This is a genomic window from Streptomyces omiyaensis, from assembly GCF_014650895.1.
GTDB classification, from domain to species: domain Bacteria; phylum Actinomycetota; class Actinomycetes; order Streptomycetales; family Streptomycetaceae; genus Streptomyces; species Streptomyces omiyaensis.
The window spans coordinates 174,929-189,664 of the sequence record NZ_BMVV01000001.1; the positions used below are offsets into that span (position 1 = coordinate 174,929).

The 14,736-nt window shown below is 74.8% G+C and carries 14 protein-coding genes; 8 read left to right on the plus strand and 6 right to left on the minus strand.

Annotated elements, in window-relative coordinates; translation table 11 throughout:
* Positions 1 to 66: 66 nt before the first annotated feature.
* Positions 67 to 525 (plus strand): ATP-binding protein, encoded by a 459-nt coding sequence (locus IE287_RS00845; protein ID WP_189846912.1) that lies wholly within the window; start codon positions 67 to 69, stop codon positions 523 to 525.
* 222 nt (positions 526 to 747) lie between these two features.
* Here IE287_RS00845 and IE287_RS00850 read toward each other — a convergent pair whose 3' ends face one another.
* Complete coding sequence (locus tag IE287_RS00850; RefSeq protein ID WP_189846913.1) at positions 748 to 1,674, minus strand: cyclase family protein; 927 nt, start codon at positions 1,672 to 1,674, stop codon at positions 748 to 750.
* Between the two features lie 84 nt (positions 1,675 to 1,758).
* On the opposite strand from IE287_RS00850, the gene IE287_RS00855 reads away from it, so the two are divergent.
* The 3 genes from IE287_RS00855 to IE287_RS00865 all read left to right on the plus strand — a co-directional run bounded on the left by IE287_RS00855 (position 1,759) and on the right by IE287_RS00865 (position 5,058).
* Positions 1,759 to 2,673, plus strand: coding sequence for an SDR family oxidoreductase (locus tag IE287_RS00855; RefSeq protein WP_189846914.1), 915 nt, complete (start codon positions 1,759 to 1,761; stop codon positions 2,671 to 2,673).
* Between the two features lie 32 nt (positions 2,674 to 2,705).
* Entirely contained in the window at positions 2,706 to 3,755 is a 1,050-nt protein-coding gene (locus IE287_RS00860; protein WP_189846915.1) for a Zn-dependent alcohol dehydrogenase, read from the plus strand.
* An 82-nt stretch (positions 3,756 to 3,837) separates the two neighbouring features.
* The gene (locus tag IE287_RS00865; protein ID WP_189846916.1) at positions 3,838 to 5,058 is read left to right on the plus strand and encodes an MFS transporter; all 1,221 of its coding nucleotides are present in this window, start codon (positions 3,838 to 3,840) and stop codon (positions 5,056 to 5,058) included.
* Here the strand turns inward: IE287_RS00865 and IE287_RS00870 are convergent.
* Positions 5,010 to 5,993: a GlxA family transcriptional regulator gene (locus IE287_RS00870; protein ID WP_229883212.1), complete on the minus strand. Its 984-nt coding sequence runs from the start codon at positions 5,991 to 5,993 to the stop codon at positions 5,010 to 5,012. The two genes, IE287_RS00865 and IE287_RS00870, sit on opposite strands and share 49 nt — an antisense overlap.
* Before the next feature lie 25 nt (positions 5,994 to 6,018).
* Here IE287_RS00870 and IE287_RS00875 point away from each other — a divergent pair, with 25 nt between their 5' ends.
* Complete coding sequence (locus tag IE287_RS00875; protein ID WP_373307770.1) at positions 6,019 to 7,320, plus strand: MFS transporter; 1,302 nt, start codon at positions 6,019 to 6,021, stop codon at positions 7,318 to 7,320.
* 85 nt (positions 7,321 to 7,405) lie between these two features.
* Entirely contained in the window at positions 7,406 to 8,719 is a 1,314-nt protein-coding gene (locus IE287_RS00880; protein ID WP_373307771.1) for an MFS transporter, read from the plus strand.
* Here IE287_RS00880 and IE287_RS00885 read toward each other — a convergent pair.
* The 4 genes from IE287_RS00885 to IE287_RS00900 form a co-directional block, all read right to left on the minus strand.
* Positions 8,706 to 9,290 carry a flavin reductase family protein gene (locus IE287_RS00885; RefSeq protein WP_189847253.1) on the minus strand — a complete coding sequence of 195 codons (585 nt, stop codon included), beginning with the start codon at positions 9,288 to 9,290 and terminating at the stop codon, positions 8,706 to 8,708. The two genes, IE287_RS00880 and IE287_RS00885, sit on opposite strands and share 14 nt — an antisense overlap.
* A gap of 81 nt (positions 9,291 to 9,371) precedes the next feature.
* The gene (locus tag IE287_RS00890) at positions 9,372 to 10,160 is read right to left on the minus strand and encodes an enoyl-CoA hydratase/isomerase family protein (RefSeq protein ID WP_189846919.1); all 789 of its coding nucleotides are present in this window, start codon (positions 10,158 to 10,160) and stop codon (positions 9,372 to 9,374) included.
* 11 nt (positions 10,161 to 10,171) lie between these two features.
* Positions 10,172 to 12,394 (minus strand): acetate--CoA ligase family protein, encoded by a 2,223-nt coding sequence (locus IE287_RS00895; protein WP_189846920.1) that lies wholly within the window; start codon positions 12,392 to 12,394, stop codon positions 10,172 to 10,174.
* A 153-nt stretch (positions 12,395 to 12,547) separates the two neighbouring features.
* Positions 12,548 to 13,696 (minus strand): flavin-containing monooxygenase, encoded by a 1,149-nt coding sequence (locus IE287_RS00900; protein WP_229883213.1) that lies wholly within the window; start codon positions 13,694 to 13,696, stop codon positions 12,548 to 12,550.
* Between the two features lie 157 nt (positions 13,697 to 13,853).
* Between IE287_RS00900 and IE287_RS00905 the strand changes: the two genes are divergently transcribed.
* Positions 13,854 to 14,306 carry a DoxX family protein gene (locus tag IE287_RS00905; RefSeq protein ID WP_189846921.1) on the plus strand — a complete coding sequence of 151 codons (453 nt, stop codon included), beginning with the start codon at positions 13,854 to 13,856 and terminating at the stop codon, positions 14,304 to 14,306.
* The gene (locus IE287_RS00910) at positions 14,303 to 14,713 is read left to right on the plus strand and encodes a Zn-ribbon domain-containing OB-fold protein (protein WP_189846922.1); all 411 of its coding nucleotides are present in this window, start codon (positions 14,303 to 14,305) and stop codon (positions 14,711 to 14,713) included. The genes IE287_RS00905 and IE287_RS00910 overlap by 4 nt, the downstream gene beginning before the upstream one ends.
* The last annotated feature ends 23 nt before the right edge of the window (positions 14,714 to 14,736 follow it).

The window sequence follows — 14,736 nt, forward strand, 5'->3', positions numbered from 1 at the left end:
CCATGCTGTCCCGTAAGGGAATCACGTTCCGTAAAGGTGTGTCCGCCGGTTCGGATGGTGTGAACGGTGCAGGTGCTTCAGGTTCAGTTGGAGGTCGGGCCGGACCCGGCGGAGGTGGGGCGTGCGCGCAGATGGGCCCGGAACCGGCTCGCCGGCTCGGGCATAGGGGACGACGAGCCGCTCGCGGAGACGCTGGTGCTGCTCATCTCCGAGCTGGTGACCAACGCGGTCGTGCACACCGGCTGTCCCGCCGTGCTGCGGATGCTCTTCGCGGCGGAGGGCGGGGTGCGGGTCGAGGTCGCCGACAGCAGCGAACTGCCGCCCCGGCCGCGGCACGCCGCCGGGGAGGACACCAACGGGCGCGGCCTGGAGCTGGTCGACGGCCTCGCCGACCGGTGGGGCTGGCAGCCCGAGGGCGCCGGCAAGAGCATCTGGTGCGAGGTGGACCGCACGCCCGCGGCGGCGCCCGCGGCGCCACCCGTGCAGGGGGAGGCCGTGGGCTCACCCGGACGGGTGCGCTGTTGACGGTTCGTTCCGTTTTGCCCACCCTGGGGTGAGCGATTCGCGGCGAGGGGAGTCGAGGGCGGTCGTGCGCCCTCGGCATGTGCGGGTCGTGTCGGGTGGCGGCGGTCCGTGCCGTGCTCGGGGCGCGCGCGGGCGCGCCGCCACCCGTGAGTGCCGCCCTTTCGTGTGCGCGGGCGCCCCGCCGCCGGCGGGTGCCGTCACCCGCGCGTGCCGTCTCCCGCCTCAGAAGAGCGCGACCGGTGCGACCGGCGTTCCCGTGCCGCCGACGAAGGGTTCCGGCATCGCCGAGAGCAGGAAGGCGTAGCGGCCTTCTTGTGCACAGGCTGTGGACAACTCCTCCAGGTTCCAGTTCTGACCCTGGAGCATCCCCATCTCGACCAGGTCGAGCGCGTGCACGCCCAGCCACAGGTCCTCGATCTCCGGCGGGAAGATCTCGAAGGTGAGCGTGTCGTTGGCGACCGCCGCGACGTCCCGCGCGTGGAACCACTCGGGGGTCCGGATGGAGAGGCCGGGGGACGGGAAGGCGTACCCGTGCTTGTCCCCGGCCAGGTAGAGGCCGATCTGCCCGGTCCGTACGAGGACGACGTCCCCGGCCCGCACCGTCACCCGCCCGAACTCCGCCGCCTCGTCCAGGTCCTCCGGCGTCACCGCGTGGCCGCCCGGCAGCCGGTCCACGCCCTTCGCCGCCGCCACGTCGAGCAGCACGCCCCGGCCGACGACGTGCCGGGCCGTGTGGATGCCGCTGAAGGCGGCCCGGCCGTGCGGGGTGATGGTGTCGGCGGGGCGCCCGTTGTAGATCCGGCCCGAGTGCGAGGCGTGCGTGAGGGCGTCCCAGTGGGTGCCCGCCTGGAGGCCCAGGGTCGCGGCGTCGTCGCTGGTCGCGACCGTGCCCGGCCCGAAGAGCTCCTGGTTGACCTGGACCATGACGTGGAGCGGGTTGACCCGGCCGGGGATCATCCCGGTCTGCACGCCGTCCTGCCGCAGTTCCACGGCGAGGGCCACGCGGCGGCCGGTGCGGACCGTGGCGGCGGCCTCCCGCACCGCCTCGTCGGAGATCAGGTTGAGCGTCCCGATCTCGTCGTCCCGCCCCCAGCGACCCCAGTTGTTCACGCGCCCGGCGATCTCGTGGAAAGCGGCGGGGAGGGACATCGGGGCCTCCGGGGTCTTGTTTTCCGGTATCTGACGACCCATAGAATCTAACGGACCGTCAGAAACTGCGGGAAGGGGCCGGAGATGGGGAACTTCTTGGCGGGCAAGGTCGTCGCCGTGACCGGAGCGGGGCGGGGCATCGGCCGCGCCGTCGCCCTCGCGTGCGCCGCCGAGGGGGCGAAGGTCGTCGTCAACGACTACGGCGTCTCCATCGAAGGCGGCGAACCGACCAGCGAGGTCGCCGTCGGCGTGGTCAAGGAGATCGAGGCGGCCGGGGGCGCAGCGGTCGCCGTCGCCGACGACATCTCCACCATGGCGGGCGGACAGCGGCTCGTCGACGTGGCCCTGGCGGAGTACGGACGGATCGACGGCGTCGTGTGCGTCGCCGGCATCCTGCGCGAGCGGATGCTCTTCAACATGACCGAGGAGGAGTGGGACCCGGTCGTCGCCACCCACCTCAAGGGCACCTTCACCGTCTTCCGCGCGGCGGCGGCGGTGATGCGCAAGCAGGGCTCGGGGGCGCTCGTCGGCTTCACCAGCGGCAACCACCAGGGCTCCGTCGCCCAGGCCAACTACTCCGCCGCCAAGGGCGGGATCATCTCGCTCGTCCGCAGCGCGGCGCTCGGGCTGCACAAGTACGGCGTCACCGCCAACGCGGTCGCGCCGGTCGCCAGGACCCGGATGTCCGCCAACGTCCCCATGGAGCTCAAGGAGATCGGCGAGCCCGAGGACGTCGCCGCGCTCGTCGTCTACCTGCTCAGCGACCGCGCCCGCGCCGACTCCGTCACCGGGCAGGTGTACACGGTCGCGGGCCCCAAGATCGCGGTCTGGGCCCAGCCCCGCGAGCTGCGGGCCGGATACGCCGAGGGCGGCGGATGGACGCCGGAGCGCATCGCGGACTTCCTGCCCGGGACGGTGGGGACGGACCCGATGCCGATGCTGGCCCGCCTGGAGGAGATGGCGCGCGCGGCCGCGGCGGGCGACCGGCCGAACCAGTAGATCCACGGCACTCAGGAGAGGGAGGGATCGTCGTGCGGGGTGTGGTGTTCGACGGGAAGAGCGTCGAGGTCGTCACGGATCTGGAGGTGCGGGACCCCGGTCCCGGTGAGGTGCTGGTGGGGATCCGGGCGGCGGGGCTCTGCCACAGCGACCTGTCCGTGATCGACGGGACCATCCCCTTCCCGCCGCCGGTCGTGCTCGGCCACGAGGGGGCGGGCGTGGTCGAGGCGGTCGGGGAGGGCGTGACCCACGTCGCCGCCGGCGACCACGTGGCGCTCTCCACGCTCGCCAACTGCGGTGCCTGCCCCGACTGCGACACGGGCCGGCCGACCATGTGCCGCAAGGCGATCGGGATGCCGGGCCGGCCCTTCTCCCGGCAGGGCCGGCCGCTCCACCAGTTCGCGTCGAACTCGTCCTTCGCCGAGCGGACGGTCGTGAAGGCGGTGCAGGCCGTGAAGATCCCGCGGGACGTGCCCTTCACCTCCGCGGCGCTGCTCGGCTGCGGCGTCCTGACCGGCGTCGGGGCCGTGCTCAACCGGGCGAAGGTGGCGCGCGGCGACACCGTCGTCGTCATCGGCGCGGGCGGGATCGGGCTCAACGTCGTCCAGGGCGCCCGGATCGCGGGCGCGCTCACCGTCGTGGCCGTGGACACCAACCCGGCCAAGGAGGAGCTCGCCCGCCGCTTCGGCGCCACGCACTTCCTCGGCTCGGCCGACGGCGTCCGCGAGGTGCTGCCCACCGGCGCCGACCACGTCTTCGAGTGCGTCGGCCACACCGGTCTCGTCCGCGCCGCGATCGACCTCCTCGACCGGCACGGGCAGGCGGTGCTGCTGGGGATGACCCCGCCGAAGGCGGAGGCCGGCTTCCTGCCGGCGGCGATGTTCCTCGACAAGTCGATCCTCGGCTGCCGCTACGGCTCCTCGCGGCCCCAGCGGGACATCCCGCTCTACGCCGAGCTCTACCGCACCGGCACGCTCCTCCTGGACGAGCTCGTCACCGCCGCCTACCCGGTGGAGGAGTTCGACCGCGCCCGCGAGGAGGCGGAGGCCGGAAAGGTCGCCCGGGGCGTGCTGGTCTTCTAGGACGCGCCGCGGCGAGCGCACCCGGCGGACCCGCCCGATACTCCCGTGCGGGTGCCCCGACACCCCCAGTACGGTCATGCGCATGCCGTACCGCGAACTCCTCACCCGGCCCGTCCTCACCTGGTGCGCCGTCACCACCCTGGCCCGGCTGCCGGTCGCCATGGCGCCGCTGGCGCTGGTCTTCCTGGTGCGGGAGCGGCCGGGCGGGTACAGCCTCGGAGCGGTGCTCGCCGCCGTGTACGTGGTGGGGGAGATCGTCTCGGCGCCGGTGCTCGGCCTGCGGATGCGGGCCGAGCGGGCGCGCCCGCAGATGGCGGGCGGACTGGCCGTGGGCGCGGCCGGTTTCGCGGGCCTCGGGCTGGCGCCGGGCGCGCACCCGGCGGTCCTCGGCGGACTCGCGTTCCTGGCGGGCGCCGGGCCCGTCGCCGTCTCCGCCGGACTGCGGGCGCTGCTCACCGGCATGGTGCCGGAGCGGACCGTCACCCAGGCGCTGAGCCTGGAGTCCATGCTGACCTTCGGGATCTGGGCCGCCGCGCCCGCGCTGGCGACCGGCCTCGCGCTGGGGGCGGGACCGGCCGTGCCGCTGCTGCTCCAGGGCGGGCTGATGGCGCTCGGGCTCGCCGGGCTGTGGCTGCTGCCCGCCGGGTGGGCGTCGGAGCCGCAGCGGAAGGACGGGACGGCGCGGCGGGCGCTGCTCGCCGCGTGGCCGGTGTACGTGCTGGGGGCCGCGTCGCTGACGCTGCTCGCCCTCGCCGAGCTGGTCCTGCCCGCGCTGCTCGAACAGCGCGGGATCGGCATCGGCTGGGCGGGCCCGCTGCTCGCCGGCTTCTCGCTCGGCTCGGTCGCCGGATCCTTCCTGTACGGGCTCCGCCCCCACTGGCCCGGGCCGCTCGCGGTGCAGTCGCTGGTCCTCGTCCTCGCGGTGACCGCCGGGGTGGCGCTGGTGGCGCTGGTGCCGGGGGCGCTCGCCATCGGCGCGGCCCTGGTCGCGGCGGGGCTGCTCCAGGCGCCGGCCATGCTGACCCGGAACCTGGCGCTGCGCCGGGTGCTGCCGCCGTCGGCGCTGGCCGCCGGGTACTCGATCATGTACGCGGCCGTCGGCGCCGGGTACGCGGCGAGCGGCACCCTCGCGGGCGGGCTGCTGAAGGTGGTGGCCCCGTCGACGGCGATCCTGTGGGGGGTGGGCCTCACGCTGCTGCTGGTCGCCGTCGCGGCCGTCGGCGAGCGGCGCCTCGTCCGGCGGGGGCCCGCGGCTCAGGAGGCGGCGGAGCCGGCGGAGCCGGTGCGGAAGGTGCGCCGGTAGGCGGTCGGGGTGACGCCGATCGCGGCCATCAGGTGGACCCGCAGCGACTGGGCGGTGCCGAAGCCGGAGTCCTGGGCGACGCGGTCCACGGGGAGGTCGCTGGTCTCCAGGAGGTGGCGGGCGCGCTCGATCCGCTGCCGGGTGAGCCACTGGCCGGGGCTGACGCCGGCCTCGTCGCGGAAGCGGCGGGTGAAGGTGCGGACGCTCATCGCCTCCCGCTCGGCCAGGTCCCGCAGCTGGATCGGCTCGTGCAGGTGGGCCAGCGCCCAGGCGCGGGCGGCGGTGGTGGTGTGGGTGCCGGCCTCGGGGACCGGGCGGGCGATGTACTGGGCCTGGCCGCCGTCCCGGTGCGGGGGGACGACCGTGCGGCGGGCCACGTCGTTGGCGACCGCGGCGCCGTGGTCGCGGCGGACGATGTGCAGGCACAGGTCGAGTCCGGCGGCGACGCCCGCCGAGGTGAGGACGTCGCCGTCGTCGACGAAGAGGACGTCGGCGTCGACCCGGACGGTCGGGAAGAGCCGCTGGAAGTGGTCGGCCGAGGACCAGTGGGTGGTGGCCGGACGCCCGTCGAGGTGGCCGGCGGCGGCGAGCACGTACCCGCCGGTGCAGATCGCGACGAGCCGGGTGCCGGGCCGGATGCGGTCGAGCGCGGCGGCCAGCTCGGGGGTGAGCCGCCCCTCCTCGTAGACCGGACCCAGCTCGTACGAGGCGGGGACGACGACGGTGTCGGCGGTGGCCAGCGCCTCCGGACCGTGGGCGACGTGCACGGCGAAGTCGGCGTCGGTCGGGACCGGGCCGGCGGTCACCGCGCAGGTGACGATCTCGTACAGCGGCCGCCCCCGGGCGTCCTTGGCGCGGCCGAAGATCCGGTGCGGGATGCCCAGCTCGAAGGGGAGCAGCCCGGGCAGGGCGAGGACGACGACGCGGTGCGGCACGGGCGCTCCCTCGGCAAAATCACTGGTGGTCCAGACCACCTGGTGGTACGACTGGCTGCCCGTGACGGACAACGCGTACAAGGAAACCAGGTACCGGTCCGGGGACGACACGGGGACGTCCCCGGTGCCCCCGCCCGCCCCTCTGTGGAACCGCAGCTTCCGGCTCTTCTTCACCGCCCGGGCCGCCGCCGTCCTCGGCGAGGGGATGGTGCCGGTGGCCTTCGCCGCCGGTCTCCTCGGCGCCGGCCGGCCCGGCTCCACCGTCGGCTACGCGCTCGGTCTGTGGACCGCCGCCTTCGCCGTCTTCGTCCTCTTCGGCGGCGTCCTCGCCGACCGCTTCACCGCCCGCCGGATGATGATCACCGCCGATCTGCTGCGGCTGCCCGGCGCCGCGCTCCTCGCCGTCGCCTTCGCGGTCGGCAGCCCGCCGCTGTGGGCGGTGTACGCGCTCTCGGTCGTCGCCGGCGTCGGAGCCGCGCTCTTCCAGCCGGGCGTCGCCTCGACCATCCCGCGCATCGCCCCCGACGTGCAGCGCGCCAACGCCGTCCTCAGGGTGGTGGAGGCGCTGATGACGATGGCGGGACCGGCGCTCGCGGGCCTCCTCGTCGCCCTGTGGAACGCGGGTGCCGCCTTCGCCGCCAACGCCGCCACCTTCGCCGTCAGCGCCGTCTGCTTCCTGCTGATGCGGATCCCGCCGATGCCCTCCGGCGGGCGCGCCCGCGGCTCCTTCGGCTCCGAACTCGCCCTCGGATGGCGAGAGTTCCGCTCCCGGAGCTGGCTGTGGGGAGTGATCTCCATCTGGACGGTGTACGGCCTGACGGTGGCCGGCCCGATGGTGCCGCTGACCGCGAGCCTGGTCACCGGCGGGCACGGCTCGGCCGCGTACGGCGTGCTGATGGCCGTCAACGGCGCCGGCAGCGCCCTCGGCGGCCTGCTCGCCCTGCGCATCCGCCCCCGCCGCCCCCTCGCCTCCGGCGCCGTCGCCCTCCTCGGCCTCCCGGTGAACCTGGCGCTCCTCGGGTCCGGCGCGCCGGTCGCCGCCCTGGGCGCCGGGCAGTTCGTGGCGGGCACGGCCTTCGCGTACTGGCTGGTCATGTGGTCGACGGCGGTCCAGACGCACGTGCCGCAGGAGGCGCTGAACCGGATGCACGCCTACGACGTGGCCGGATCCCTGCTGATGATGGGCGTCGGACGCGCGCTGTCCGGGCCGGTCGCCGGCCTGGTCGGCGCGGAGGCGGTGCTGCTCGCGGGAGCGGGGATCGCGGTCCTGGTGGTGGCGGCGCTGCTGGCGGTCCGGCCGATCAGGGACCTGCCCAGGCTCGCGTAGCCGCCGTCCTCCGGATCCACCCGCGTGGCCCGATCCGTTGGAAAGCTGGCACTCGGGCCAATGGTGGAGGCGGGATCCGGCCAGCATGCTCGGTGGCATGGCCCAGACAACGGAGCAGCACCGACCCCCCGCCTCCTCCCGCGGTCCCCGGACCCCGCGCCTCCACCGCGCCTGGTCCGTCGCCGCGGTCACCTTCGTCACGATCATCGGCGCCGCCGCCTTCGCCTCCCTGCCGGGCCTGCTCATCGAGCCGCTCCACACGGAGTTCGACTGGTCGCGCGGCACCATCGGCTTCGCCGTCTCCGTCAACCTCGCGCTCTACGGCCTCACCGCGCCCTTCGCCGCCGCCCTCATGGACCGCTTCGGCATCCGCAGGGTCGTCGCCGTCGCGCTCTCGGTCATCGCGGCCGGCTCGCTGCTCACCGTCTGGATGACGGCCGCCTGGCAGCTCGTCCTCTTCTGGGGCGTCCTCGTCGGCCTCGGCAGCGGCTCCATGGCGCTCGCCTTCGCCGCGACCGTCACCCACCGCTGGTTCACCGCCCGCCGCGGCCTGGTCACCGGCGTCCTCACCGCGGCCGGCGCCTCCGGACAGCTCGTCTTCCTGCCGCTGCTCTCCTGGCTGGTCGAGCACCACGGCTGGCGCCCGGCCTCCGTCACCGTCGCCCTCTCCGCGCTCGCCGTCGTCCCCTTCGTGTGGCTGCTGCTGCGCGACCACCCGGCGGACGTCGGACTCGCCCCGTACGGCGGCGAGTACGCCGAGAAGCCCGCGCCCGTCACCGGCGCGGCCCGCCGCGCGCTCACCGTCCTGCGCAGGGCCGCCGGCACCGGCCCCTTCTGGCTCCTCGCCGGCACCTTCGCGATCTGCGGCGCCTCCACCAACGGCCTGGTGAAGACCCACTTCGTGCCCGCCGCGCACGACCACGGCATGCCGGTCACGGCCGCCGCCGGACTCCTCGCCGTCATCGGCGTCTTCGACGTCGTCGGCACGATCGCCTCCGGCTGGTTCACCGACCGCTTCGAGGCCCGCCGGCTCCTCGCCGTCTACTACGCCCTGCGGGGCGTCTCGCTCCTCTTCCTGCCGCTGCTGCTCGCCCCGTCCGTCCACCCGCCGATGGTGTTCTTCATCGTCTTCTACGGCCTCGACTGGGTGGCGACCGTGCCGCCCACCCTCGCCCTCTGCCGCGAGCACTACGGCGAGGACTCCGCGATCGTCTTCGGCTGGGTCCTCGCCTCCCACCAGGTCGGCGCCGCCGTCGTCGCCTTCGCGGGCGGCGTCGCCCGGGACGTCTTCGGCTCCTACGACGTCGTCTGGTACGCCTCGGGCGCCCTCTGCGCGGCGGCGGCCCTCATGTCCCTGGTCATCCGCCGCCCCGCCGCCCCCGCGCTCACGCTCCGCTGAACCGCCCGAACCGCCCCCGGTGGAAGAGCAGCGGCTCCCCCTCCTCCGCCGCCCCCAGCGCCTCCACCCGCCCGACCACGATCAGGTGGTCGCCACCGGTGTGGACGGCGGTGATCGCGCAGTCGATCCAGGCGGGCGCCCCGGCGAGCCGGGGCGCGCCGGTGACGGGTGCGGGCGACCACTCCACGCCCGCGAACTTGTCGGCGCCGCTCACCGCGAAGCCCCGGCACAGCTCCCCCTGCGCGGCGCCGAGGACGTTGACGCAGAAGGTCCCGGCGGCGGCGATGCGCGGCCAGGTGGTCGAGGTGCGGGCGACCATGAAGGCGACCAGCGGCGGGTCGAGCGAGAGCGAGGCGAAGGACTGGCAGGCGAAGCCGGCCGGCCCCTCCGCCCCGGCCGCGGTGACGATCGTGACCCCGCTCGCGAAGTGCCCCAGCACCCGCCGGAACTCCGCCGGATCGACGGGCGCCCGCTCGTCCTCCCGCACGGCCCGCAGCGGGGGCCGGGGCAGGGGGTCGGCGGCCGTGGGCGCCCCGGCCGCTCTCAGGTGTCGGACGACGGTGGCCGCCATCCCCGCGTGTCCCATCATGTCCAGCATTGAAACTGACGGAGCGTCAGATAGGAAGGCCCGTGACGCCGCCGGCCGCTCCGGTCACCGCCCCTCGTACCGGGCCTCCCTCCGCTCCACGAAGGCCGCGACGCCCTCCTGGGCGTCGCGGGTCGTCATGTTGAGCTCCTGGGCGAGCGCCTCGGCCGCGAAGGCGGTGGCGCGATCGCCGTCGAGGGACGCGTTGACCAGGTGCTTCGTGAGCGCGAGGGCCCGGGTGGGGCCCTGGGCGAGGCGCTCGGCCCACGCCCGGGCCGTCTTGTCCAGGTCCTCCGCCGGGACCACCCGGTTGACCAGGCCCATCGCGCACGCCTCCGCCGCCGGCACCGCGTCGCCGAAGAACAACAGCTCCTTCGCGCGCTGGAGGCCGACCAGCCGCGGCAGCAGGTAGGCGCCGCCGCCGTCGGGGACGAGCCCGCGACGGGCGAAGACCTCGACGAAGCGGGCGGACTCGGCGGCGAGCACCAGGTCGCAGGCGAAGGCGAGGTGCGCGCCGATCCCCGCCGCCGTCCCGTTCACCGCCGCGATCACCGGCTTCTCGCAGTCCAGCACGGCGGCGACGAAGCGCTGGGCGCCCTGCCGGATCATGCGGGAGACGTCCCCGGCCACCCGCTCCCCGGAGACCTGCGGGGAGCCGCGCAGGTCCGCGCCCGCGCAGAAGCCGCGCCCGGTGGCGGTGACGACCACGCAGCGGACGGCCGGGTCGGCGGAGGCGTCGGCGAGCAGCGCGACGATCCGTTCCCGCTGGTCCCAGGTGACCGCGTTCATCGCCTCGGGGCGGTTGAGGGTGATCCACGAGACGCCGTTCTCGACCGTGTGCAGCACGTCGGGCATCGGGCGGGCTCCTATCGGCAGACGGCCAGCGCGTCCAGGGCCACCGCGCCCTGTCCGCGCGGCAGCACCATCAGCGGGTTGATGTCGAGTTCGGCGAGGTCGCCGTCGAGTTCGAGGGCCATCCGCTGGACCCGCAGCACGACCTCGACGAGCGCGTCGACGTCGGCGGGCGGCGCGCCGCGCACCCCGTCGAGCAGGGCCCGGCCGCGCAGCTCGTCCAGCATCGAGCGGGCCTCGCGCTCGCCGAAGGGCGGGACCCGCACGGCGGTGTCGTTCAGGACCTCCACCAGGACGCCGCCGAGACCGACGGTGACGGTGGGGCCGAAGAGCTCGTCCCGGGTCACCCCGACGACCATCTCGACGCCCCTGCCGACCATCTGGCAGACGAGGACGCCGTCGAGGTCGATCCCTTCGTGGCGGGCGATGTCGGTGAGGTCCCGGTACGCGTCCCTGACCTGGCTCGCCGAGGTCAGCCCGACCTTCACGAGCCCGAGCTCCGTCTTGTGGGCGAGCTGCGCGCCGGACGCCTTCATGACCACCGGGTAGCCGACGAGCCCCGCGGCCCGGACGGCCGCGGCCGCGCTCGTCACCAGCTGCTCGCGCGGCACCCGTATCCCGTACGCGCGCAGCAGCTGCTTGGCCGCGTGCTCGCTGAGCCGCCGTCCGGGCCGCATCAGCGCCTGGGCCTTGCGGAAGGACGGGGAGGGGGTGCGGGGGGCCTCGTCGAAGGGGGAGCGGTAGCCGGCGGTGAAGCGGTGGTGGTCGAGGTAGGCCTTCACGGCGCCGATGCAGTTGGCGAAGGTGCGGAAGGTGGCGACCCGGGAGGAGCCGAGGAGGGTGGTCCGGTAGGCGTCCTCGGTGCCGACGGGGGAGCCCCACACGACGCACACCAGCTTGTCGCTGGCCTCCGCCGCGTCCACCAGGTCCTGGGCGAGCTTGTCGCTCATGGGCGGGAAGGGGCCGGTGATGGGGCAGATGAGGACCCCGACCGACGGGTCGGCGAGGATCGAGTCGATGATCTTCCGGCCGCGCCAGTCGCCGACCGGGTGGCCGCCGTTGTCGACCGGGTTGGCGACGTTCAGGTACGGGGGGATCCACTGGTGCAGCTCGTCCTGCCTGGCCTGGGGGAGGGCGGGCAGGCGGAGCCCGGCGGCGGTGGCGAGGTCGGCGAAGTGGGCGCCGGTGCCGCCGGAGATCGAGTAGACGACGACGCCGTCGGCGAGCGGCCTGCGGGCCCGGGCGAGCAGGGCGGCGGTGTCCTGGAGCTGGTCGAGCCCGTCGACCCGGATCACCCCGAACTGCCGCATCGCCGCGTCCACCACCCGGTCCGCGCCGGTCAGCTTCCCGGTGTGGGAGGCGGCGGTCCTGGCCCCGGTCTCGGTCCTGCCGACCTTCACGGCCACCACCGGCACGCCCTCGCGGGCCGCGCGGTCGGCGGCGAGCAGGAAGGACCGCCCGTCCTTGAGCCCCTCGACGTAGGCGGCGATGGCGCCGACCTCGGGGAGCGAGGCGAAGTACGAGAGGAAGTCGGAGGTCTCCAGGTCGGCCTCGTTGCCGGTGGGCGCCCAGTGGGAGAGCCGGATGCCGAGCTCCTGGAGGCTGAAGACGGGCCGGCCCTGGTGTCCGGACTGGGTGATGAGGGCGACGGCCGGCCCGTCGAGGTCGTCGCGGAAGTGCTCGAAGGCGTTGAGGTTGGTGTTGGGTCCGAGCAGGCGGATCCCGGTGCGCCGCACGGCCTCGGCCAGCCGCTCCTGGGCGGCGGCCCCGCCGGCGCCGGTCTCGGCGAAGCCGGAGGCGAAGGCGACCGCGAAGCGGACCCGTGCCTCGCCCAGCTCCTCGACGACCGGCAGCGGGTCGGCGACCAGCAGCACGGCGAGGTCCACCGGCTCCGCGAGGTCCTTGACGGAGCGCACGCAGTCGAGGCCGAAGACGGTGGTGCGGGTGGGGTGCACGGGCACGAGCGTGGCGCCGACCCGCTCGGCCCAGGCGAGCAGTTGCCGGGTGATGCCGGTGTTGGGCCGCCCCTCGGCGTCCGAGGCGCCGACGACGGCGACGGACCGGGGCCGGAAGAAGCGGCCGAGGTCGGGGACCTCGGCGTACAGCGCCCGTCCGCTGACGTCCCGGTCGCCGGGCGCGGCGGCGTGCCCGTGGACGGCGGTGCGGGGGGACTCCCCGCAGGCGTCCACGCGGGCGCGCAGACCGGTGGTGAAGGTGCCGTGGGTCGATCCAAGCATCGTTCCGCTCCGCCCTTCCGTTCAGGACGCGTCCCGGACAAGTGACCTGACGCCTAGTCAGATTACAGAACTGACGCCCAGTCAGGAATGGGGCGGTGCGGAGGAAGCGCGAAGACCCCGCCGGGGGGGCGGGGTCTCGGGTCGTCCGGGGCGCTACTTCCGCTTCGGCGCGGTGCGGGCGATCCGCCGCGCGATCCGCTCCGCCTCCAGGGATATTTCCCTCAGCATTCCGCTGATGGGGTTGGCGAATCCGACGAAATAGAGGCCGGGGGCGCTGCGGGGGCCGCGGGCCAGGGGGCGGCCGCGGGGGTCGAGGACGTCGAGGTGGCCGACGAGCGGTTCGAGGGCCCGGCGGTAGCCGGTCGCGGCGATCACCGCGTCGGGGGTGATCCGGCTGCCGTCGGCGAGCACCACCTCGCGCCCCTCCAGGGCCTCGACGGCCGCGACGACCTCGACCTTCCCGGCCCGGACGGCGGCGACCAGGCCCACGTCCTGGACGGCGATGGCGCCCTCGCGGACGCGGCTGGCGAGACCGGCGGTCGGCCGGGGCAGCCCGTGCGCGGAGAGGTCCGGCGCGGCGAAGCGGGCGAGGCCCCGCCCCATGAGGTCCACGAGGGGGACCGGCAGCCGCCGGACGAGGATGCCGCTGCGCTGCGCGGGCCAGCCGGCGGTGGTGCGGCGCAGGATGTGCGGGGCGGTCCTGACGGCGATCCGGACCCGGCCGGCGCCGCCCTCGGCGAGGTCGGCGGCGATCTCGGCGCCGGTGTTGCCGATGCCGACGACGAGCACGTCCTTGCCCGCGTACGGCTCCGGGTTCCGGTACTCGCGGGCGTGCCGGAGGTCTCCCTCGTACGTGTCGAGCCCCGGCCAGTCCGGCACGGTGGGGGTGTGGTTGAAGCCGGTGGCGACGACCACGGCCCGGCCGGTCAGCCGCCGGCCGCCGGTCGCGTGCAGCACCCAGCCCCCGCCCTCGTCCCCCGCCCGCTCGATCCGGTGCACCTCGACGCCGGTGACGACGTCCAGCTCGTGCTTCTCGGCGTACGCCTCCAGGTAGCGGACCAGGTCGGCGCGGGCGACCCAGCGGCCGTACGCGCGGGGTATCCGCAGGCCGGGCAGGGCGGAGAGCCGCCGGGTGGTGTGCAGCCGCAGCCGGTCGTAGTGACCGCGCCAGGAGGTGCCGACGGCGTCGGACTTCTCCAGGACGACGGCGCGGACGCCGCGGGCGCGCAGGGTGGCGGCGACCGCGAGCCCGCCGGGGCCGGCGCCGATGACGTACACCGGTTCTTGGGGGGTGGTGACCATGACTGCTGAGCGTAATGACGTGTACACGTAGTGGGTCTCGGTCAAGAGGGGTTTCGGTTGCGAAACGGTCACGCCCTCCGACCCCTTGCGGAGGACGGGGGCGCTGCGCTGAACTGACGTACCGTCAGATATTGAGGGCCGTCGAGGAGGACCACGCATGCAGACCGTCTGGCTCACCGGCGCCGAATGGCTCGCCGTCCTCCGCATCGGCCTCGGTCTGTGGTGGCTGGAGAGCTGGCGCCACAAGGACCGCGAGGGCTGGTTCGAGCGCGGCACGGGCATCGCCTGGGCGGCGGACGTGGCGTCGAAGCACCGGTGGGCGGCCGTGCGGACCGGCTTCGAGACCGTCGTCGCCCCGCGCCCCCGGCTGATGGCGCACGTCGTCGTCTACGCCGAACTCGCCCTCGGCCTCGGCCTGGTCACCGGCTTCCTCACCCCGATCGCCCTCGCCGGCGGCCTCCTCCTCAACCTCCTCTACCTCGTCCTCATGATCCACGACTGGGCCGAGCAGGGGCAGAACGCGATGATGGCCCTCATCTCCCTGGTGGCCCTCCTCGCCCTCTCCTGGCAGACCTGGTCCCTCGACTCCGCGATCGGACTCTTCCTGTGACCGCCACCCCCGACATCGACGCCTTCACCCGGACCTACTGGGACGCGGCCGCCGAGGGGCGCCTCCTGATCCGCCGCTGCCGGGCCTGCGGGCGGCCCCACCACTACCCCCGCGAGTTCTGCCCCCACTGCTGGAGCGAGGACGTGGTCTGGGAGCGGGCGAGCGGCCGCGCCACGCTCTACACCTGGTCCGTCGTCCACCGGAACGACCTGCCGCCCTTCGACGGGCGCGTGCCCTACGCGGCGGCGGTCGTGGACCTGGAGGAGGGGCCGCGGATGATGACGGAGGTCGTGGGCGTGCCGGAGGACGGCCTGCGCGTCGGCATGCCGCTGGAGGCCGCCTTCCGCGAGGGCCCGGACGGCGTCACGGTCCCGGTCTTCACCGCACCGGAGCGGACCGGACCCTGAAGCGCGCCCGGCCGGGCCCCGGG

What these genes read in the sequence shown, in the direction of transcription:
- IE287_RS00850 (WP_189846913.1), bottom strand. Translation starts at nt 1,674, where the DNA reads ATGTCCCTCCCCGCCGCTTTCCACGAGATCGCCGGGCGCGTGAACAAC.
- IE287_RS00855 (WP_189846914.1), top strand. Translation starts at nt 1,759, where the DNA reads ATGGGGAACTTCTTGGCGGGCAAGGTCGTCGCCGTGACCGGAGCGGGG.
- IE287_RS00865 (WP_189846916.1), top strand. Translation starts at nt 3,838, where the DNA reads ATGCCGTACCGCGAACTCCTCACCCGGCCCGTCCTCACCTGGTGCGCC.
- IE287_RS00880 (WP_373307771.1), top strand. Translation starts at nt 7,406, where the DNA reads ATGCTCGGTGGCATGGCCCAGACAACGGAGCAGCACCGACCCCCCGCC.
- IE287_RS00885 (WP_189847253.1), bottom strand. Translation starts at nt 9,290, where the DNA reads ATGGCGGCCACCGTCGTCCGACACCTGAGAGCGGCCGGGGCGCCCACG.
- IE287_RS00890 (WP_189846919.1), bottom strand. Translation starts at nt 10,160, where the DNA reads ATGCCCGACGTGCTGCACACGGTCGAGAACGGCGTCTCGTGGATCACC.
- IE287_RS00895 (WP_189846920.1), bottom strand. Translation starts at nt 12,394, where the DNA reads ATGCTTGGATCGACCCACGGCACCTTCACCACCGGTCTGCGCGCCCGC.
- IE287_RS00900 (WP_229883213.1), bottom strand. Translation starts at nt 13,696, where the DNA reads ATGGTCACCACCCCCCAAGAACCGGTGTACGTCATCGGCGCCGGCCCC.
- IE287_RS00905 (WP_189846921.1), top strand. Translation starts at nt 13,854, where the DNA reads ATGCAGACCGTCTGGCTCACCGGCGCCGAATGGCTCGCCGTCCTCCGC.